General features: G+C 67.3%; 18 protein-coding genes. 8 read left to right on the forward strand and 10 right to left on the reverse strand.

The features are described 5' to 3' along the window. Positions 1-361 precede the first annotated feature (361 nt). From ACYQ5L_RS30530 to ACYQ5L_RS30545, 4 genes are all read left to right on the forward strand, one after another. On the forward strand, positions 362-2,023 hold the full coding sequence (locus ACYQ5L_RS30530; protein ID WP_459961677.1) for an acyl-CoA synthetase: 1,662 nt from the start codon (positions 362-364) through the stop codon (positions 2,021-2,023). Between the two features lie 65 nt (positions 2,024-2,088). Continuing rightward, complete coding sequence (locus tag ACYQ5L_RS30535; RefSeq protein WP_459961678.1) at positions 2,089-2,664, forward strand: hypothetical protein; 576 nt, start codon at positions 2,089-2,091, stop codon at positions 2,662-2,664. A gap of 93 nt (positions 2,665-2,757) precedes the next feature. Then, positions 2,758-4,245, forward strand: a complete 1,488-nt coding sequence (locus ACYQ5L_RS30540) for a PepSY-associated TM helix domain-containing protein (RefSeq protein WP_459961679.1) — start codon at positions 2,758-2,760, stop codon at positions 4,243-4,245. 87 nt (positions 4,246-4,332) lie between these two features. Continuing rightward, a complete protein-coding gene (locus tag ACYQ5L_RS30545; RefSeq protein WP_459961680.1) occupies positions 4,333-5,040 on the forward strand; it encodes a DUF8020 domain-containing protein in 708 nt (235 codons plus the stop codon). Positions 5,041-5,050: 10 nt separating this feature from the next. Here the strand turns inward: ACYQ5L_RS30545 and ACYQ5L_RS30550 are convergent, their stop codons facing one another. From ACYQ5L_RS30550 to galK, 4 genes are all read right to left on the reverse strand, one after another. Further along, entirely contained in the window at positions 5,051-5,284 is a 234-nt protein-coding gene (locus ACYQ5L_RS30550; protein WP_379199549.1) for a hypothetical protein, read from the reverse strand. A gap of 12 nt (positions 5,285-5,296) precedes the next feature. Beyond that, positions 5,297-6,973, reverse strand: a complete 1,677-nt coding sequence (locus ACYQ5L_RS30555; RefSeq protein ID WP_459963588.1) for a sodium:solute symporter family protein — start codon at positions 6,971-6,973, stop codon at positions 5,297-5,299. A 169-nt stretch (positions 6,974-7,142) separates the two neighbouring features. Then, complete coding sequence (locus ACYQ5L_RS30560) at positions 7,143-7,574, reverse strand: group II truncated hemoglobin (RefSeq protein ID WP_459961681.1); 432 nt, start codon at positions 7,572-7,574, stop codon at positions 7,143-7,145. Positions 7,575-7,644: 70 nt separating this feature from the next. Then, complete coding sequence (gene galK, locus ACYQ5L_RS30565; protein ID WP_459961682.1) at positions 7,645-8,754, reverse strand: galactokinase; 1,110 nt, start codon at positions 8,752-8,754, stop codon at positions 7,645-7,647. Between the two features lie 468 nt (positions 8,755-9,222). On the opposite strand from galK, the gene ACYQ5L_RS30570 reads away from it, so the two are divergent. Both ACYQ5L_RS30570 and ACYQ5L_RS30575 read left to right on the forward strand, forming a co-directional pair. After that, complete coding sequence (locus ACYQ5L_RS30570) at positions 9,223-10,743, forward strand: diguanylate cyclase domain-containing protein (protein WP_459961683.1); 1,521 nt, start codon at positions 9,223-9,225, stop codon at positions 10,741-10,743. Positions 10,744-10,794: 51 nt separating this feature from the next. Next, positions 10,795-11,232 carry a hypothetical protein gene (locus ACYQ5L_RS30575; protein WP_459961684.1) on the forward strand — a complete coding sequence of 146 codons (438 nt, stop codon included), beginning with the start codon at positions 10,795-10,797 and terminating at the stop codon, positions 11,230-11,232. A gap of 13 nt (positions 11,233-11,245) precedes the next feature. On the opposite strand, the gene ACYQ5L_RS30580 is transcribed toward ACYQ5L_RS30575, so the two are convergent. From ACYQ5L_RS30580 to ACYQ5L_RS30605, 6 genes are all read right to left on the reverse strand, one after another. Next, the gene (locus ACYQ5L_RS30580; protein ID WP_459961685.1) at positions 11,246-12,019 is read right to left on the reverse strand and encodes a DUF6319 family protein; all 774 of its coding nucleotides are present in this window, start codon (positions 12,017-12,019) and stop codon (positions 11,246-11,248) included. 194 nt (positions 12,020-12,213) lie between these two features. Next, positions 12,214-12,615 carry a hypothetical protein gene (locus ACYQ5L_RS30585; RefSeq protein WP_459961686.1) on the reverse strand — a complete coding sequence of 134 codons (402 nt, stop codon included), beginning with the start codon at positions 12,613-12,615 and terminating at the stop codon, positions 12,214-12,216. A 128-nt stretch (positions 12,616-12,743) separates the two neighbouring features. Further along, positions 12,744-13,208 (reverse strand): SRPBCC family protein, encoded by a 465-nt coding sequence (locus tag ACYQ5L_RS30590; protein WP_459961687.1) that lies wholly within the window; start codon positions 13,206-13,208, stop codon positions 12,744-12,746. A gap of 111 nt (positions 13,209-13,319) precedes the next feature. Continuing rightward, the gene (locus tag ACYQ5L_RS30595) at positions 13,320-14,198 is read right to left on the reverse strand and encodes an SGNH/GDSL hydrolase family protein (protein WP_459961688.1); all 879 of its coding nucleotides are present in this window, start codon (positions 14,196-14,198) and stop codon (positions 13,320-13,322) included. 113 nt (positions 14,199-14,311) lie between these two features. Further along, on the reverse strand, positions 14,312-16,777 hold the full coding sequence (locus ACYQ5L_RS30600; RefSeq protein WP_459961689.1) for an MFS transporter: 2,466 nt from the start codon (positions 16,775-16,777) through the stop codon (positions 14,312-14,314). 131 nt (positions 16,778-16,908) lie between these two features. After that, positions 16,909-17,568, reverse strand: coding sequence for a phosphate signaling complex PhoU family protein (locus ACYQ5L_RS30605; RefSeq protein ID WP_459961690.1), 660 nt, complete (start codon positions 17,566-17,568; stop codon positions 16,909-16,911). On the opposite strand from ACYQ5L_RS30605, the gene ACYQ5L_RS30610 reads away from it, so the two are divergent. Next, on the forward strand, positions 17,549-17,749 hold the full coding sequence (locus ACYQ5L_RS30610; RefSeq protein ID WP_459961691.1) for a hypothetical protein: 201 nt from the start codon (positions 17,549-17,551) through the stop codon (positions 17,747-17,749). The two genes, ACYQ5L_RS30605 and ACYQ5L_RS30610, sit on opposite strands and share 20 nt — an antisense overlap. 5 nt (positions 17,750-17,754) lie before the next feature. Further along, a complete protein-coding gene (locus ACYQ5L_RS30615; RefSeq protein ID WP_459961692.1) occupies positions 17,755-18,930 on the forward strand; it encodes an AI-2E family transporter in 1,176 nt (391 codons plus the stop codon). The last annotated feature ends 22 nt before the right edge of the window (positions 18,931-18,952 follow it).

Here is an 18,952-nt window from a genome sequence, read left to right on the forward strand (position 1 = left end):
TGCCCGGCGCAGCCCTCATGGCGTGCCCGGCGCAGCCCTCATGGCGTGCCCGGCGCAGCCCTCATGCGGTGGCGGGCGCAGCCCTCATGCGGTGCCGGGCGCAGCCCTCATGCGGTGGCGGGCGCAGCCCTAAGGGGGTTCGGGGGCTTAGCCCCCGTTCCCCTTCTTCGGGGGTGTGGGGGCGGAGCCCCCACCGTGCGACCCCCACCACGACGTGGGGACCCTATGCGCTACCGCCGGTAACAGAGACCTCCACCACAACCGCAAGCCTCCTGCTTGCTAGTGTTAGCACCGCACTGGATCTCGAGGTTGCGGTCCGACAGCCGACTCGTCAGGCAGGGGATCGCGGAAGGTTGTACCCATGTCACTAGCCCTTCCAAAGGCAGGCACGGTTCTGCGCAAGGCAAGCGATGCGGCACTCAGCGTCAATGCCATGGTTCGCGGGGGTCTGTTCAATCCGCTGCGCCCCGATCACGCGGTGCGCTCGGCGCTCAATGTCCTCAAGTTCGGCCCGTTCGCCGGTGCGTTGGTGCACGCCGCGAGCACCAATCCGAAGGCCGCCGCCATTGTCGATGAGCGCGGCGAGCTGACCTTCGAACAGCTGGACCAGCAGTCCAACGCACTGGCCCGGGGGCTGGCCGCGCGCGGTCTGCGGCCCGGTGACGTGATCGGCATCCTGGCCCGCGACCACCGCGGCATGGTGCTCACCATTGTGGCCGCCGGCAAGCTGGGCGTGCGCGCGGTGCTCATGAACACCGGTTTCGCCAAGCCGCAGTTCGCCGACGTGACCGCCCGCGAGAACGTCAAGGCGGTACTGCACGACAGCGAGTTCTTCGATCTCATGTCCGCCATTCCGGACGAGATCCCGCGCATCCTCACCTGGGTCGACGAGAAGGACGATGTCGATCCGTCGATCCCCACCATCGAATCCGTCGCGGCCGGGCAGGACACCTCGCCGCTGAGCCCGCCGGAGAAGCCGGGCGGCATGGTGATCCTCACCAGCGGCACCACCGGCACTCCGAAGGGCGCGCCCCGCGACAAGGTCAGCCCCTTCATCACGGCCCAGTTCCTGGACCGGATTCCGTTGCCGCGCAACAGCACAGTGGTGATGGCCGCGCCGATCTTCCACGCCACCGGCCTGTCCCAGTTCACCATCGCGGTGGCCCTGGGCAATCGCGTCGTGTTCCAGCAGCGCCGCTTCGATCCGGAGCAGACCCTGGCGAACATCCAGAAGTACCGGGCGCAGGGCCTGACCGTGGTGCCCACCATGCTGCAGCGCATCCTGGACCTGCCGCCGGAGGTTCTGGCCAAATACCAGCCGAGCGAGACGCTGAAGGTGCTCTTCGCCGCCGGCTCGGCCATCCCGCCGGACGTGGTGACCCGCACCCTGGACTACTTCGGCGACAGCCTCTACAACGTGTACGGCTCCACCGAATGCGCCGTCATGACCGTGGCCACCCCGGCGGAGCTGCGCAAGGCCCCGACCACCGCGGGCAAGGCGCCGGTGGGCATTCGCATCGCGCTCTACGACGAGAACCGCAAGCGCATTACCGAACCGAATGTGACGGGCACGATCTTCATCGAGAACGGGCACTCGTTCAAGCAGTACACCGACGGCCGCACCAAGGAGTACGTGGACGGCCTCATGTCCAGCGGCGATGTCGGTCATTTCGACAATGACGGGCTGCTGTTCATCGACGGCCGCGATGACGACATGATCGTCTCCGGCGGTGAGAACGTCTTCCCGCAGGAGGTCGAGAACCTGCTGTCCAATCGCCCCGATGTGCTGGAGGCGGCGGTGGTCGGCGTGGACGATCGCGATTTCGGCAAGCGGCTGCGCGCCATCGTGGTTCCGGGCCCGGATTCCAAGCGGGACGTGCAGGAGATCAAGGATTACGTGAAGGAGAACCTGGCCCGCTACAAGGTGCCCCGGGAAGTGATCTTCCTCGATGAGCTGCCGCGTAATGCCACCGGAAAGCTGCTGCGCAAGCCGCTGATCGAAATGTCGGTCCCCGCCGAATAATTCCGGACCGAATCCGGAATCCGCGGCCGTGAAAACGGACCGTGGCCCTCGGCTATCATCAGCGCGTGAGTTTCGAGCCCGGCCGGTCCACGGCGCCTGCCCGCAGTGATGCTGCGGTGTTGCGCGGTGGGGCGGCCGGTTCGATTTCCGGGGCGCTCGCGGTCGCCGCGCACGGCTGGATCTCGGGCGCGGCGCCGCTGGAGTCGGGTCCGCTGACCCTGCTGGTGCTGGCCTCCATGGGCGTGGGCGCGCTGGTTCCCCGGATCGGCGCGCTGCGCTCGACCGGGCTCGGGCTGGTGCTGGCCCTGGTGGGCGGTCAGCTGCTCGGGCATTTCAGCATGATGTGGGGCTCGCCCGGCAGCAGTCATCACCATCATCACCAGGCGTCGATGTGGAGTCCGGCCATGCTGGCCGCGCACCTCACCGCGGCCGTCGCCGCCGCGATCGTCATTCTCGGTGCGGAGGCCGCCTATCGGATCGGCACCACCGTGCTGGCCTGGGCACTGCCCGCCCCGATTGCCGTCCCGGTGCTCGGCGGGCCGCCGCAGCTGTCGATCGCGCACCGCGATCGGGTCGTGCTGCGCATTCTCGCCGCCGATGCCTTCCGCACCCGCGGTCCACCCGCCGTCGTTCGAGGCTGAATTCATCCACACCCCGCGCACGGACTTTCGCGTCCGTGCCAGTTCGCGTATTCGGCGTACCCGGGGTTTCCTCGAACATCGGAAAGATCGCTCGTGACAATCACAGAAAGCGGTGCCGAAACGACGGCACCGCCGCCCTCCCCTACCCATTCGACGGAATCCACTCCGCCGGCCGGTTCCATCAAACGCAGTGCGGGCAATGCCTTTCAGGCGCTGATGCTGCGACTGCATTTCTATGCCGGCGTCTTCGTGGCGCCGTTCATCCTCATCGCGGCCGTCACCGGCGCGCTCTACGCGGTGTCGCCGACGCTGGAGAACATTGTCGACCGCGGTCTGCTGCACACCGATTCGACCGGCGCGGCCCGGCCGCTGTCGGAGCAGATCGCCGCGGCCACCGCGCTGCGGCCGGACCTGCCGCTCAATGCGGTGGCGCCCGGGCAGAATCCCGGCGACACCACCCGCGTGATCTTCTCCGACAGCTCGCTCGGCGAGTCCGAGCGGCGCGCGGTGTTCGTCGATCCGGTCACCGCGCAGCCGGTGGGCGAGAGCGTGGTCTACGGCAGTTCGGGTCAGTTGCCCGCGCGCACCTGGATCGACAAGCTGCACCGGGATCTGCACCTCGGCGATATCGGCCGCTACTACAGCGAGTTCGCCGCGTCCTGGCTGTGGGTGATCGCCCTGGCCGGGCTGGTGCTGTGGTTCCGCCGGGTGCGGGCGCGGCGCGAGAAGCGCTCCGCGGGCTGGCTGCTGCGGCCGGACCGGTCCCGGCCCCGCGCGCGCACGCTGAATTGGCATGCGGTGGTGGGCGTCTGGATCCTGCCGGTGATCCTGCTGCTGTCGGCCACCGGTATGACCTGGTCGAAGTACGCCGGTGAGAACGTCGCCGAATTGCGCAAGGCCATGAGCTGGACCACCCCGTCGGTGAGCGCCAAGCTGCCCGGGGCGACCGGTCCCGCGCCCGCGACCGGTGAGCACGCCGGGCACGGTGGCGCGGCGGCTCCGGCGGCCGCGCCCGATGCCGCCAATGCCGGGGTCCGGGTCGACACCGTCTACGCGGTGGCCCGCGCCAATGGCCTGGAAGGCCCGCTGGAGATCACCATTCCGGCCAAGGACGGCGTCGCCTTCGTCGCGAAAGAACTGCGCCGGCCCTACGTCTACACCCAGGACGCCATCGCGGTGAACGGGCAGACCGGTGTGGTGACCGATATCCTGCGGTTCTCCGACTGGCCGCTCATGGCCAAGGCCACCAATCTCGGCATCGGCCTGCACATGGGCGTGACCTTCGGCCTGATCAACCAGTTGGTGCTGCTGGCCGTCATGATCGGCCTGATCACCGTGATCGTGCGCGGCTACCTCATGTGGTGGCGACGCCGCCCGACCAAGGACGCGGGCCGAATCACCGTGGGCGGCAAGGCCCCTCGCCGGGCGCTGGCGCAGACCCCGCTGTACCTGATCGTGCCGCTGGCACTGGCCGCGGTGGTCGTCGGCTGGTTCGCGCCGATGATCGGGATTCCCCTTTCGGTCTTCCTGATCGTCGATATAGCAGTGGGATTGGCGGCTCGCCGCCGCGCCACCGCCTAGGGAACACTTCAAGATCGAAAACGTTGCGCGACACGGCCTCCCGGCCGTGCCGCCGGCCCCCTCTACCCTCTCGAGGAAACACACCTGATGAAGATCAACAAGATCGCCCTGTCCGCCGCCCTCGTGTCGAGCGCGCTCGTCATGTCCGCTGGAACCGTGCACGCCGACGCCGGAACGGCTGCGCCGGAGGTGATCAACTACTCCACCACCAACAGCGCGACCAACACGATCATCCACACCGACGCGGGCTCCATGGTGGTCGAAGACGGCATCTTCAAGATCAAGGCCGCCGATGGGACCACGGTCGCCGGCACCGAATTGAAGTTCCGCGTGGACGATTTCGAATTCCCCATCGCGGCCGAGATCTCCGACCGCACCGCCACCCTCACCCCCCGGTTCGATCTCGCCCACGCCGAGTACAAGCCGGTCGCTCTCCCCTACGAGAACGTCGCGCCGTGGAAGACCGAATACGACCGCGAGCAGGCCGCCTGGTCCCGCATGACCAGCACCATCGGCATGGGCGCCTCCATCGGCACCCTGGTCGGCGGCATCGGCGGCGCCGCCATCGGCTGCGTCATCGGCGGCGTCACCCTCGCCACCGTCACCGGCGCGCTGTCGGCCATGTTCGGCGCTCTCCCGGCCGGCATCTTCGGCTGCATCGTGGGCATGAGCGCCATCGGCTTCATGGGCACCCTGCTCGGTCAGATCTTCGTGACCGCCCCGGTCGCCATTCTGGCCGCGGCCCAGTACTTCACGACCATCAACCAGCCGTTCACTCCGCCGGCCGCCAAGTAGTCCGCCGCCGCTACTCTCCCGCGGATTTGTCCGTGGGAGAGTCGGGGCGGACCGGGCGTAGGAGAACCCAGGCGAAGAAGATGGCCGCGACGACGACCATGCCGATGCCGGCCCAGAGGTTGACGTCGATGCCATTGGTCTTGGCGCGCTGGATGCCCGGATCGTAGGTCACGGAGACCACGATGAGGATGACTCCGTAGCAGGCGAGCAGGCCGCCGACGATGGTGCGAATGTCGAAGAGCATGGCATCCCTTCCTTATCCGACGAAGATGTTGAGGGCGATGACGAGGATCAGGGCGATACCGGCGAGGAGGGCGGGGCGCTGGTACCAGGGGAGGGCATCGGCGTCGGGGTCGGTGAGCTGGTCCTTCGGGGTTTCCGAATAGACCAGGCCAACCAGTTCGGCGGCCGGTTTGGGGTGGGACATGTGGGTGACGATGACGCTCACGGCGATATCGACGGCGAAGGCTACGCCGGCGGCTACGAAACTTGTGCCCTGGCCGGACAGTTCGAAGACCTTGGTTTCGCCCATTATGAAAACGACTATGGCGGAGGCGGTTCCGGCTAACAGGCCGGACCAGCCTGCGGCGGGGGTCATGCGTTTCCAGAACATGCCCAAGATAAAGGTTGCAAACAATGGTGCGTTGAAGAAGCTGAACAAGGTTTGCAGGTAATCCATCATGTTGCCGAAATTGCCTGCGATGAAGGCGGTTCCGATGGCGGCGACGGTCGCGCCGACGGTGGCGAGGCGGCCGATGCGCAGGTAGTAGCCGTCCTCACGGTCACGGACGACGTAGCGCTGCCACAGGTCGTAGCTGAAGACGGTGTTGAAGGCCGAGACATTGGCGGCCATGCCGGCCATGAAGGCGGCCAGCAGACCGGCCAGGCCGACGCCGAGCAGGCCATTGGGCAGGGCGTCCTTCATCAGGTACAACAGGGCCTGGTTATAGGTGACATCGCCCTTGAAATCCGGGTTCATCGCCATTTGCGCCTTGTAGTCGGCGATCTGGGGCACCAGGACCGCGCTGATCATGCCGGGGACGACCACGATGAACGGGACGAACATCTTGGGGTACGCCCCGATGATGGGGGTGCGCCGCGCGGCGGAGATGGAATGCGTGGCCAGCGCGCGCTGCACCTCCACGAAGTTGGTCGTCCAGTAGCCGAAGGACAGTACGAACCCCAGGCCGAAGACGATGCCGATCACCGAGGCGATATTGCTGGTGAAGCCGGTGAGCTGATCGCCCGGCCAGGCGTGCAGCTGCTCCGCCCCGCCCGTGCCCTCGATCACCTTGTCGCGCAGGCCGTCCCAGCCGCCGACCTTGTGCAGGCCGACCAGCGTGAGCGGCAGCAGCGCCGCCACGATGATGAAGAACTGGAGCACCTCGTTGTAGATGGCCGCCGACAGCCCGCCCAGGGTGATGTAGGACAGCACGATCACCGCGGCCACGATGACCGACACCCACAGCGGCCAGCCCAGCAGCACATTGAGGATGGTGCCGAGCAGGTAGAGGTTCACCCCGGCGATGAGCACCTGCGCCACCGCGAAGCTGAGCGCGTTCACCAGGTGCGCGCCGGGACCGAAGCGGCGCAGCATGAATTCCGGGACGCTGCGGACCTTGGAGCCGTAGTAGAACGGCATCATGACGATGCCGAGGAACAGCATGGCCGGGACCGCGCCGATCCAGAAGTAGTGCATGGTCGGCATGCCGTATTCGGCCCCATTGGCGGACATGCCCATGATCTCGACCGCGCCCAGATTGGCGGAGATGAAGGCCAGGCCGGTCACCCAGGCGGGCAGCGAGCGCCCGGACAAGAAGAAGTCGACGCTGGTGGACACCCGCAGGCGCGCCAGCCAGCCGATGCCCAGGACGAAGACGAAATACAGTGCTACCAGCGCATAGTCAATGGGATCGGCATCCAGTCGCAGCATCTCACCCGCGGCCGCCACAGCGGGCGCGGGCATGCTGAAGTCGAACGGCATACGGATCTCCTGTCGAAACGATCACGAGATGACGCGAGCACGACTGTGACGCGCAATACTAGCCGCGAGTTCGCTCCGCCTCGGGAGGCTCGGCGCGACATTTGTACGTGTCCGGTGATTACCAGGTCCAGTGCGGGACTTCCCGCAGTGGATGCAGTTGCTCATCGGTTTCGGCCCGCGAGTTCCGCTGTGCGACCTGTGCGCCGAACTCGACGTGCTCGCGTACGGCCGCCCGGAATTTCTCGTCCGCCGGGAGCCCCGCCTCGTCGAGCGACTCCAGGTACACGTCAACGAAGCGCTGCCGCTGCGCATCGGTGATCTTCAGCCCGCGGTGGGCGTCGATAAGGTAGGGGAAGCCCAGTTCCCGCGTGAAACGGTCTGGGCCGCCGAAGGATTCGGCGGTGAACCAGGTCAGATGGTCGACGTGGGTGGGGACCCGCACCGGAAATAGCTCCCGCAGCACGGGATCGGCCAGGGCCTTGTCGTAGAAGATTTCCTCGAGTTGGTGCAGGGCGTCCTCGCCGCCGGCGAACTCGTACAGACTCACCATGGCTCACTCGTTCCTGAGGTGCGGTGATCGTTGCCGTTCCAGGCTAACCGCGTACGCCCGCCGCCGTTGGCTATTCGAGGCGATGCGCACCCGCGGCGGGTGTCACGGTGAAGCTGCGCGGCGCGTCGAAGTGGCTGTGTACGAAGGCATCTCGCACCGCGGCGGTAATGGCGGGCGCGCGGTCGTGATCGACGAGGGCGATCACGCTGCCGCCGAAACCGCCGCCCACCATGCGGGCGCCACAGGCCCCGTTCGCCACCGCGGTTCCGACGGCGAGATCCAGCGGCGGCGCGGACACCTCGAAATCGTCGCGCAGGGAGGCGTGCCCGGCGGTGAGGACGGGGCCGATGACGCGTGGATCCGCGCCCGCGCGCAATCGCTCGGTGACCGCCAGCACGCGGGCGTTCTCGGTCACCACGTGCCGGGCGCGGCGGCGCAGGACCGGATCGGCCAATCGGTCCAGCGCCTCGAGCGATGTCACGTCCCGCAGAAACGGAACGTCCAGTTCCTCCGCCGCGGCGGCACATTCGGCCCGCCTGCGCGCATATTCCCCGTCCACCAGCCGATGCGGACTGCCGGTATCGAAAACCAGCAGCTCCAGCCCGAACCGGTGCAGGTCGAAGGGAATCTGCTCGGTGGCGGCGGTGCGCACGTCCAGGAACAGCAGGTGCCCCGCGGTGCACAGCATGGCCGCCGACTGATCGAGCACGCCGCTCGGCACACCCACATAGACGTTCTCGGCGCGCCGCGCGATATCGATGATCTCGGCCGCGGACACGCTGGGCGCGAACAGGTCACGCAGGGCGAGGGCCACCGAACACGACAGCGCCGCCGAGGAGGACAGACCCGCGCCCATGGGCACGGTGCCGTCGAACTCGAGCTCCACACCGGGAATCTCGTGGCCGCGCCGCTCGAATTCCCTGATCACCCCGAGTGGATAGTGCGCCCACCCGGGCAGTTCCTGCCAGCCGGAGGTACCGATCGCGCACAGCGTGGCATCCACCTCGTCGCAGGGCGCCTGCCGAGATCGCAACCGCACCTTACCGTCCGGGCGCACCGCCGCCGTGCAGGTCACGCCCAGCGGCACAGCCATCGGCAACACATATCCGTCGTTGTAATCGGTGTGCTCGCCGATGAGGTTGACCCGCCCCGGCGCATGCCAGCGACCCGCTGTGTCCAACTTGCCTCCGCTTCGCTCCGGCCGTTCGCGGCCCTCGTAACCCGGTTCTTCCCTCCCTCCGCTCCCCCGCTCCACTGGTCCGGAACCGGGCGGGCCGCGAACCCAGAGCATTTCAGCAACGTACAGGGAGTCACCAGTGGGCAGTTCGACGAGTCGTGCAGGCCGTTCGGTTCGATTCGCAGGGAGCATAGCGAGTCTCGCAAACAGCGATCCTGCGGGTTCGCTCAACTCCCCTACGAACTGCGGCATTTCGTGTCATGATCGATCCGGTTGCCCAGATCTCGACGGCGCGTTTATTCGAGTGGCCGCGGATTCTGCGGGACCTATGCTCGTACAGCAATACTCGGTTCACGATCACCGGCACCCTTCGAGCTCTGCTCGGTGAGCCGGCGGTCGTGTATTCGTGGTTGATGAGGTAGCGACGAAAGCGGCACGGTCACCGGGGACGGAGCGGACAAAGGGGGGCGGGTGGGTACAGACGTAGAACCGGCCGGTCAGTCCGGGCGGCATCGCAGAATCTGCTGGCGCAGCCTGCTGTTCGGCTGCGGCATTGTCATCCTCTCCCTGCCACTGGTCATCGACTCCCGCATGCTGGCGCTGGTCACCCTCTTCGGGTCGGTCACCATCAGCCTGGTCATGATCGGCGCGGGCCTGCACCGCTACAAGCCCGGTCACCCGCTGCCCTGGTATCTGCTCTCGGCCTCGGCGGTGCAGTTCACCATCGGCACCGCGCTGCGCGATATCACCGATTCGCAGCATCATCCCTTCGACGATCTGTTCACCCTCAGCGGCTACTGCTGTATCGGCGCCGCCGCCGTGCTCTGGCTGCGGCCGCGGCAGAACAGCACCGACCACGATCTGCTGCTCGACTCCGGCCTCATCGGACTGGGCGCGCTGCTGCTGTCGTGGACCTTCCTCATCTCGCCCATTCTGCACAAAGCGCCGGGCCTGAACTTCACCACCGTCACGGCCGTCACCTATCCCGTGGTGGACGCCCTGCTGCTCACCGTGATCGCGCATTCGGTGGTCACCTCCGCCCGCTCGGAGACCTCGCTGCGGCTGGTGTATCTGGCCATGCTCGTCATCCTGGCCGGCGATCTCGGCTATTCCCTGGAAACCGCCGGCTCGGCCGAGCTGGGTCGCCAGATCCTGCTCATGCCACTGCAACTCGCGTACACGCTGATCGGCGCGGCGGCGCTGCATCCGAGCATGGTGGTGCTGGGCGGACCCCGCGATATCCACGCGCACCGCTCGCGCCAGCGCGCCAGCATCATCGCCATTGTCATGATCGTGGCCTCGCTGGTGCCGGTGGTGGGCTCCAGCCTGGACATGATGGACCGCGTGGTGGTGTCCTCGCTGTTCGCCCTGCTACTCGGCGGCGTGCTGCTACGCTCCGAACGCGCCATCGAACGCAGCGCCCGCAGCGAACGGCGCGCGCAGTATCAGGCGGACCACGATATGCTCACCGGACTGCTGAACCGCGCCGCCCTGCTGCGGGCGCTGCATCGTAATCGGGATCGCTGGGGCGATCAGCAGCTGGCGCTGCTTTTCATCGATCTGGACGGCTTCAAGCGGGTCAATGACAATTACGGGCACGCGGTGGGCGATGAGTTGATCGCCAATGCCGCGGCCCGGATTCGCCGCATCATCCGCCGCGACGACGCGGCCGCCCGCTACGGCGGCGACGAATTCGTGGTGCTCGCCCCGCTGGGCCGCCAGCAGGCCCTGCTGCTGGCCGAACGACTACTGGCGGCGCTGGGTGAGCCCTTCGAACTCAGCGCCGCCGAGGTGCGCATCGCGGCCAGTATCGGAATCGCCTGCAGTGGCCCGCGCGGCGCGGATACCACCGTCTATGAGCTTCTGCGAGAAGCCGATTCGGCTATGTACCATGCGAAGGAATATTCCCTGGGGTACGTTTTCCATGCCGATGTCAGGCATGGCCACCCGGAGTCCGGACCGCGCACGTGGCACCGGGAGTCCGCGGTCTGACGTCATAATCTCTGTCACCGCACGGATATTCGGGTAAATATGCAGTTCTCTGTGTCATCGCGTACCGCCGCCGCCGCTGTTGCCTGCGCGGCCGCATTAACTCTCGGCTCGGCCGGTACGGCACTCGCCATTCCCCTGGAACCCGCCCCCACCACCGATGTCACCACGCCGGTGGGCACCGGGGACATCGTCGGCGTCGACGGTACCGGTTCCGCCTCATTGTCCGCCGATACCGGCTCTGTGCAGAATCTCGTGTCCGGATCGGCCTCGGGGTCGGGCGCCGGCGGAACCGGTTCGGGTGGAAGCGGTTCCGGCGGCGGTGTGCCCGGCTCCGGATCGGCCAATTTCGGCAACCGGGTCGCCCAAATGGGTCCCGCCATTGCCGGCGGCATCGATCAGCTCATGCGCGCGCTGGGATTCCGGCCCGGTCCGCTCCCCGCATGCCCGGAGGGGCTGGAGCGCACCGGTGACGGACTCACCTGCCGCTGAGCGTAACTAAGGTTCAGCCCGCCAAGTCGTCGAGTAGCCGACGGGCATTCTCGAGTTCCGCCTGGAGCTGCTCGACCTTGGCGCGCTGCTGCTCCCGCACCGCCTCCAGAATCGAATCCACCACCTCGGCGACCTCCGGGTGCAGGATCTTGGCCGCCTGCGAGACGGCGGAACTCGGCACGGACAGGCCCTTGATGGTGCGCTTCTTGCCGTTCACCACATCCAGGGTCCACTCGCCGTCGGCGGTGCCGCTGAGCGTGACGGTCACCTCGGGAGCCTTGGGCTTGCGCGCCGCGGCGCCGGCCGCGGCGGCATTGCGCGCGGGGCGGGAGCCGCTCTTGGCCGCGGGCTTGTCCGCGCTCGCCGCGGCGGGCTCGGGCGCGCTGGGGGCTTGGGGCGCCTCGGCTTTCGGCGCCGGGGCGGGCGGCGGCACGATCGGGACGCTCGGCGGGGCGGTCACGGGCGACGGCATCGTCACTGTGGAGTCCTTCCTGGTTGCCGTTTTCGGTTTCGTCGCACCGGCCGCGTCTTTCCGGGCCGGTTTGGTCAGGGTCACCTCGGTGGGGCCGAACGACAGCACATCCTTCGAACCGGTCGGCTTCACCTGCAGGAAATCACCCTCGGACGGATCGCCGAGCGAGATCACCTTGCCGGAACGGCCTTCCGGTACGCCGACCGCCGCCGCCGTGAACCACACCATCGGCGGTTTGCCCGCGTCGATTTCCGCGGCGATATGCCGAATCTCGGTCTCCGACAACGGCTGTGGCTTGGTGGTACGGGACGACATGGGGCTCTCCGAGCGGACGGTTGGACATCTGCGTGCACAGAGCATGCCCCATGGCACCGACAAATCCACATCCGGAGATTGCGCACCACCCTCGCCGCACAGGTCAGCGAACGTTCAGCCATTCGATTCGTGCGGCCCACGGAGCATGGCCGGCGACTCCGATCGTAGGCCCACACCGCCACTCTCGCGCAACTTTATAGTTGTTCCACTCCGCGCAGCACGCACTGGACGGTCTCCGGCCGGGTGACCGGATCCAGCCGGGTCTCGGTGACGAAACCCTGCGTCGCGCCCGGCGGCACCACCACTTCGGTGCTGGTGCGCTCCAGTACCGCCGATTCCGGCGTCAGGAAGCTCACCACGACCAGATAGCGGTGTTCGACCGCGTCCCGGTTGCTCACCACCCCGGCGGCCTGCCAGCCCGCCGGGGTGCCGCCGCAGGCGGTGACGAAGGCGCTGCGCTGCATTTCCGGCATATCCGCGGTGTCGAGTTCGGGCGCGGGGTCCCCCGCCCGGCTACAGCCGGACAGCAGGGCCGCGGCCCCGCAGACGAGGGCCCCGCCGACGACACCGACAAGCCTCAGGTAGGGGGCGATCACGAATCTCCCTTTCCACCGCGCACTTCCGCCCCCCGCAACACCGTTGCCATTCGTTAGCTGCGCGCAGAGTACCCCACCTCGACCGCGTGTCGTCACATGACACGACTTGCGTGTCGCGTGACACGCCGTCAGGCGTCCACTTTCGATTGCCGGTACAGCTCCTCCAGAATGTGCACCAGCTTGGCCTCGGTGTGCTTGATGGCGATCGAGATGAACGGCTCGATGGCCTTGCCCAGCGCCTTGCCCGCGAGCCCGCCCGGCAGCTGGTACCACACGTCCACGGTGACCGCCCCCCGCTCGGGCCCCAGAGCCTCGAACCGCCAACGGGATTGATTGCTGAAACCGGACACCGACTCGCTGGCGAACACCTCGTTCTCCACGTACTCGGTCAGCTGCACTGTGGCCTTCAGCACCACCCCGAGCTTCATGGCGCCCTCGTAGAGCGCACCGACCTGCCGGTGCGGCACATCCCCGACCAGCGTGAAGCTCTGCAGCCCGTAGACGAAGTCCTTCCAGTTCGACATGTCCGCCATGTACGCGAAGGCGAAATCGGCCGGGACCGCCGCTTCGCCGCGATGATGAATGTGCACCATGGCCCGTCTCCCATCCCCCCGCCGCGGCCGCCGAGCATCCGCGGCAAGATCCAACAGTCGAAATTTACAGCACGGTATCAGGGCCCGGAAACCGGCGCAGCACAGCGAATCTCAGCGCACGCCCAGCGTTTCCAGCACGCGCCGGGCCTGATAGTCCGCGCCGAGCTGATTCGGATGGAAGGGCACCGCGGGTCCGACCGGGTGACCGGAGAACGGGATCAGGCCCTCCACCCAGCGGGTGCCGACCGGCTGGCAGGCGTCGTGGCCGTGACTGCCGCTGTAGGTGTCCACGAAGTCCACGCCCGTGGTGGCGGCGACCCTGGCGAGCATGTGGTGCAGTTCGAGCAGGTTGGTGCCCAGCCAGATGGCATCGGCGTCCGAGATGGGGATCTCGGGGAAGCAGCCGCCGTCCAGGTCGACGGCCTCGAAGTAGTCGAGCAGCAGGATGCGGGCATTGGGGGCGCGATCCTTGATGCCTTCCACGGCTGCGACCACGCGGGATTCGGCGGTGGCGATACTGGCCGACATCTGATCGACGCCGCCGGAGACGAGCGTGCTCAGGCAGGGGCTCACCGCCGGATCGACTGTCACGCAATCCATGACGGTATCGGCCAGCCCCGCGTCATTGCCGCCGATGCTGAGGGTCACCAGATCGGTGGCGGGCGAGAGCCGGTCGAACTGCGGTGGGTTGCCGCGCTGTGCAGCGGTCATGTTCACGGTGGTCGCGCCGCCGCAGGAGGCGTCGCGGAATTCCGGCACGGCCAGCGCGGCCGCCACCTGCCGGGCGAAATTGCCCGCGCTCTGGACGCAGTTCACCGGCGCGAACTCGGTGGTGATCTGCGTGATCGTGGCATCGGCGGCCCACGAATCACCCAGTGCCACATATTCGGTGAAGGCCGGACCGGCGGCCGCCGGCTCGGCGTGCGCGACGCCGACGGGCAGTACCGCCGCGATCGCCACGGACGTCAGCAGTACACGTGAAATTCTCATCTGCGCTTTCCTCGACCGGCCCCGGATGACGAACTGGTCCCTGGACCAGTTCCGGGTGGTCAAGCTAACAGCCGCCGCTCGGACCGTCCACCGGGGTGCCGGAAGGGGCTGCGTCACACCCGGTCCGCCGATTCCACGCGCTCGTATCCCAGCAGCACATCGTGATACAGCTCGCCGTCGGCCACCGTCACGCGGCTGAAGACCGGCGGGTAGCCGCGCGCCATGACCGTGTACCGGCCCTCGGCCAGATCGGGGACCTGATAGCGGCCCGCATCGTCGGTCCGGGTGATGGCGACCAGATCGCCCTCCTCGTCCAGGATGGTGATCTGGGCATCCGGAATCACCCGCCCCGCATCGGTGCACGCCGATCCGGCGAGCACGGCGCGCGGGGCCAATTCGATGTCGTGGCACAGCATTCCGGTCTCGGGCACCACCAGGGTGGTGGCCGACGGGCGCATATGCTCGGCGACCGCCACCAGGGTGTAGGCGCCGGCCAGGACGCCGCGGCAGCTGTAGGCGCCGTCGGCCGCGGTGGTGGCGGCGGCGATCACGTCGCCGTGCGCATCGGTGAGCGTGACGGTCGCCTCCGCCAGCGGAATTCCGCGGCCCGCCAGTCGCACCACGCCGGAGATCTCACCGGCGCCGGTGAGGACCACATCCAGCTGATGCGGCCGCTTGCCGACGGTCAGGGAGACCGCACTGGGCTGATACCCGGTGGCCGACACGATGAGCACATAGGCGCCGGATCGCGGCGCACCGATGATGTAAACGCCCTCGTCGTCCCCGATGGCGCGCGAAACCTGACGTCCGCGTTGGTCTATCAGCGTCAGCACGGGATCGGCGACCGCATGGCCGTCCTCGCGATGCACCCAGCCGGCAATGGACAGACCGCGCGGCGAAACCACGCGCAGGGCGTCGTCGGCGACCGGCTCCGATTCCGGTTCGGGTTCGGGTTCGGGTTCGGGTTCATAGGCGACCTCGGGCGCGGCCTCGGCCATGGCGGGCATCGGCATCTCCTGGAGCGGCAGCTCTTTCATGAACATGAGCACGATCGCCGCCAGCACCGCGACGGCGGCGGCCACGTAGAAGACCCCGCTCATGGCGTCGGTGAAGCCGATCAGGATGGGCGTCTGCAGATGCGGCGGCAGATCCACGACGCCGCTGGTATTGCTCTGGATCCGGCCGAGCTGGGCGGGTGAGAATTCGGGGGGCAGCGCACCGCCGAAGGCGTCGATGATCCGGCCCGGCAACAGGTTGAACAGGACCGTCAGGAAGACCGCCACGCCCAGCGTGCCGCCCATCTGCCGGAAGAAGGTGGCCGAGGCCGTCGAGACGCCCATATCGGCATGCGGACTGGCGTTCTGGGCGGCGATGATCAGCGTCTGCATGCAGCCGCCCAGGCCGAATCCGATGACGCCGCAGTACACCAGCGGCTGCCACAGCGGGCTGTCGTACTCGACGAGGGCGAACAGCACCGAGCCGATCGCGATGACCAGTGCACCCAGGATGGGCAGCACCTTGTAGCGGCCGGTGAATTTGGTGACCAGACCGGCCAATTGGGCGCCGATCATGATGCCCGCCACCAGCGGCAGCATCATCAGCCCGGCCTTGGTGGGCGAATATCCGCGCACCACTTGGAAGTACAGCGGCACCAAGATGATGGCGCCGAACATGGCCACGCCGACAATGGTTCCGCCGAGGATGGCGATGCTGAAGCTGCCGCTGCCGAACAGCCGCAAGGGAATCAGCGCGGCGTCCTTCATGAGGAATTCGGCGAGCAGGAACAGTGCCAGCCCGGCCGCCGCGACGCCGTAGCAGAGGAGGGCGCGGTCGGACTGCCAGCCCCATTCCCGGCCCTGCTGGGCGACCAGCAGCAGCGGGACGGTGCCGATGGCGAGGGTGATGGCGCCGGCCCAGTCGGTGCGCTGGGGCTGTCGCTGGAACGGGAAGTCCAGCACCTTGGCGACGACCAGCAGGGCCAGCAGGCCGATGGGCACATTGACCAGGAAGACCCAGCGCCAACCTTCAAGCCCGACCAGTCGGTCCGCATTGGAGAAGAACCCGCCCAGCACGGGGCCCAGCACCGTGGCGATACCGAAGACCATCATGAAATAGCCCTGGTAGCGCACTCTTTCGCGAGGCGGCACGATATCGCCGATAATGGTGAACGCCAGCGACATGAGCCCGCCCGCGCCAATGCCCTGTATGGCGCGGAACACCGCGAGCTGGGTCATATCGGTGGCGAAGGTGCAGGCGATCGAACCGATCACGAACACCCCGATGGCAATGAGGTAGCACGGTTTGCGGCCGTGGATATCGGCCAGCTTCCCGTACAGCGGGGTGGAGATGGTGGCGGTGATGAGGTAGGCCGTGGTCGCCCAGGCCTGATCATCGAATCCGTGCAGGCTGTTGGCGATCCGCACGATCGCCACGCTCACGATGTTCTGGTCCAGGGCCGCCAGGAATACCCCGAGTAGCAGCCCGGACAAGATGATCATGATTTGCCGGTGCGACAACACATTTCCGCCGTCGGCGTCCGGGGTGGGGATGACGCGTGGCGCTTGCGTGGTATTCGTCATGTTTGGGGCCCTTGTCGGATTTCGGCTGTCCGGACATGCGGTGCTACTCGAAAAGACCTCGCCATGAAGCAATTCGGGCAGCTTACCCGTGCCGATCAGGGCCCCTGACGGCACGTCCCCTTTTGCGGCGGTTACCCCTCCACTTGTGCGTACAGCGGAATACCGGTGTGGAAGAACCGGATGAGCTGCCCGATCCGTACGCAGTGGTCGGTGCAGCGGCCGAAGTGGTGCATGAGCATGGCGATATCGATGGCCATGGCCGACCCGTGCGGCCAGCCCGGATCGGCGGCGGCCTCGGATACCGTGGCGCGCAGGCGATCCATGGCGCTCTCGCGCGGCACCAGAACCTGGTCGCGCGGCGGATTGTGCGCCGCGATCACTTTCACCACTTCGCCGGTCAAAACGACTATGGCGTCGGCTATCTGGTCGATCTGGCCGAGAATCTCCTGCGGCGCAACCGATTCCGGATACCGTCGCACGACGATGTCGGCGATCCGGCTGAGCGAGGTTCCAATGTCCAGCAAGTCGTCGGCAATCTGGATGGCGGTCACCACATGCCGCAGATCCCGGGCCACCGGAGCCTCCAGCGCGAGCAGGATGACCGACCGGTCCTCGCACTTGGCGTGCTCGACCTGTACCTGCTCCTCGAGCGCGAACACCTCGTAGGCGGCGGTGAGGTCACTGCCCCCGAGGGCCGCCGCAGCGCGCTCGGCCGCCTCCTGGGTCAACCGCGCCATATGTGCCAGCTCATCGGTCAATGCCATGAGCTCGATGGAGAATTTCGTCCGCACCCGCATATCTTGTCCGCCCGACACCACACCTGCACAATATCGCGGCAAAACCTTTATCTCTGAATGCTTCTCGGCCTGTCCGCGTGAAATTAACCGACCGCCCAGCCTGATGAACAATCCGGAACAAAAGACCGACCGGTGCGTCGATTACGGGCAAACTCCCGGCGGTGGCGCAGACTGACCCTCGTGGCCGACAACTCCGTTCCCGGGCAGAACGAGGCGAGCGCCTCCGCGGGCAGCCGCATGCCGCCCTGGCTGCCCCGCGCCATGATCCTCGCGCTGGTCCTGATCGGCGTCTTCGAAATAGCGAACTGGGCGGCCTACCGGCTCATTGACATCGGCATCATCATGACGGTCGCCTTCTTCATCTCGCTGGCCATGGAGCCGGCGGTGGACGCGCTGGCCGCGCGCGGCATGCAGCGCGGGCTCGCGGTCGCCGCCGTGTTCATCCTCGTGTTCGCCTGCACCGTCGGCTTCATCGCCACGCTCGGCGTGCTCGCGGTGGAGACCGTCGGCAATATCGCCACCGAACTCCCCCGGCTGCTCGACGAGCTCATCGCGTGGGTCAACAAGACCTTCCGCCAGGACTTCACCATGGATCAGCTGCGCGATCGGCTGTTCAAGGACTCCGACGTGGTCACCCAGTACGCCGAGCGCGCCGCCGACAATGCCTGGGGCCTGTCCAGCAGCGTGCTCGGCGGGCTGGCGCGGGTGCTGACCATCGCGCTGTTCAGCATCTACATGACCGCCGACGGGCCGAAGCTGCGCCGATCGCTGTGCTCGTTGCTGCCGCCGGCCAAACAAGGCGCGGTGCTGCACGCGTGGGATCTGGCCATCGACAAGACCGGCAGCTATCTCTACTCCCGGGCGCTGCTGGCGGTCATCTCGGCCATTGCGCACGGCGCGTTCCTGGCGCTGCTGGGCATACCCAATGCCTTCGCCCTCGGCATCTGGTTCGGCGTGGTCGCGTCGTTCGTGCCGACGGTGGGCACCTATATCGCGGGCATCCTGCCGATTCTGGTGGCGCTCACCGTCGCTCCCCTCGACGCGGTGTGGATCGTCATCTTCGTGGTGGCCTACCAGTGGATCCAGGACTATGTGCTGCAGCCGCGCATCACCGCCCGCACCGTGGACGTGAATCCGGCGGTGGCGCTGCTGGCGGTCATGATCGGCGCGGCGCTGCTCGGCGCGGTGGGCGCGGTGCTCGCCATTCCGGCCACCGCGACCCTGCAGGCGTTCCTGGGCGAGTACGTCAAGCGCTACGAGGTCGCCGAGGATCCGCGCATCGACCGGCACGAGCGAAAGGGCAAGGGCCGCGCCGGGACCGCGCCGCGGGGCAGCACCGCGACCGGGGGTTCTTGACCGCATCACGGGTGCGGGCCAT

It is taken from the genome of Nocardia sp. IFM 10818 (genome assembly GCF_054655275.1).

Coding starts and splice junctions, on each gene's coding strand:
- ACYQ5L_RS30530 (WP_459961677.1), top strand. CDS start 362: ATGTCACTAGCCCTTCCAAAGGCAGGCACGGTTCTGCGCAAGGCAAGC.
- ACYQ5L_RS30545 (WP_459961680.1), top strand. CDS start 4,333: ATGAAGATCAACAAGATCGCCCTGTCCGCCGCCCTCGTGTCGAGCGCG.
- ACYQ5L_RS30550 (WP_379199549.1), bottom strand. CDS start 5,284: ATGCTCTTCGACATTCGCACCATCGTCGGCGGCCTGCTCGCCTGCTAC.
- ACYQ5L_RS30555 (WP_459963588.1), bottom strand. CDS start 6,973: ATGCTGCGACTGGATGCCGATCCCATTGACTATGCGCTGGTAGCACTG.
- ACYQ5L_RS30560 (WP_459961681.1), bottom strand. CDS start 7,574: ATGGTGAGTCTGTACGAGTTCGCCGGCGGCGAGGACGCCCTGCACCAA.
- ACYQ5L_RS30580 (WP_459961685.1), bottom strand. CDS start 12,019: ATGTCGTCCCGTACCACCAAGCCACAGCCGTTGTCGGAGACCGAGATT.
- ACYQ5L_RS30590 (WP_459961687.1), bottom strand. CDS start 13,208: ATGGTGCACATTCATCATCGCGGCGAAGCGGCGGTCCCGGCCGATTTC.
- ACYQ5L_RS30595 (WP_459961688.1), bottom strand. CDS start 14,198: ATGAGAATTTCACGTGTACTGCTGACGTCCGTGGCGATCGCGGCGGTA.
- ACYQ5L_RS30600 (WP_459961689.1), bottom strand. CDS start 16,777: ATGACGAATACCACGCAAGCGCCACGCGTCATCCCCACCCCGGACGCC.
- ACYQ5L_RS30610 (WP_459961691.1), top strand. CDS start 17,549: ATGGAGAATTTCGTCCGCACCCGCATATCTTGTCCGCCCGACACCACA.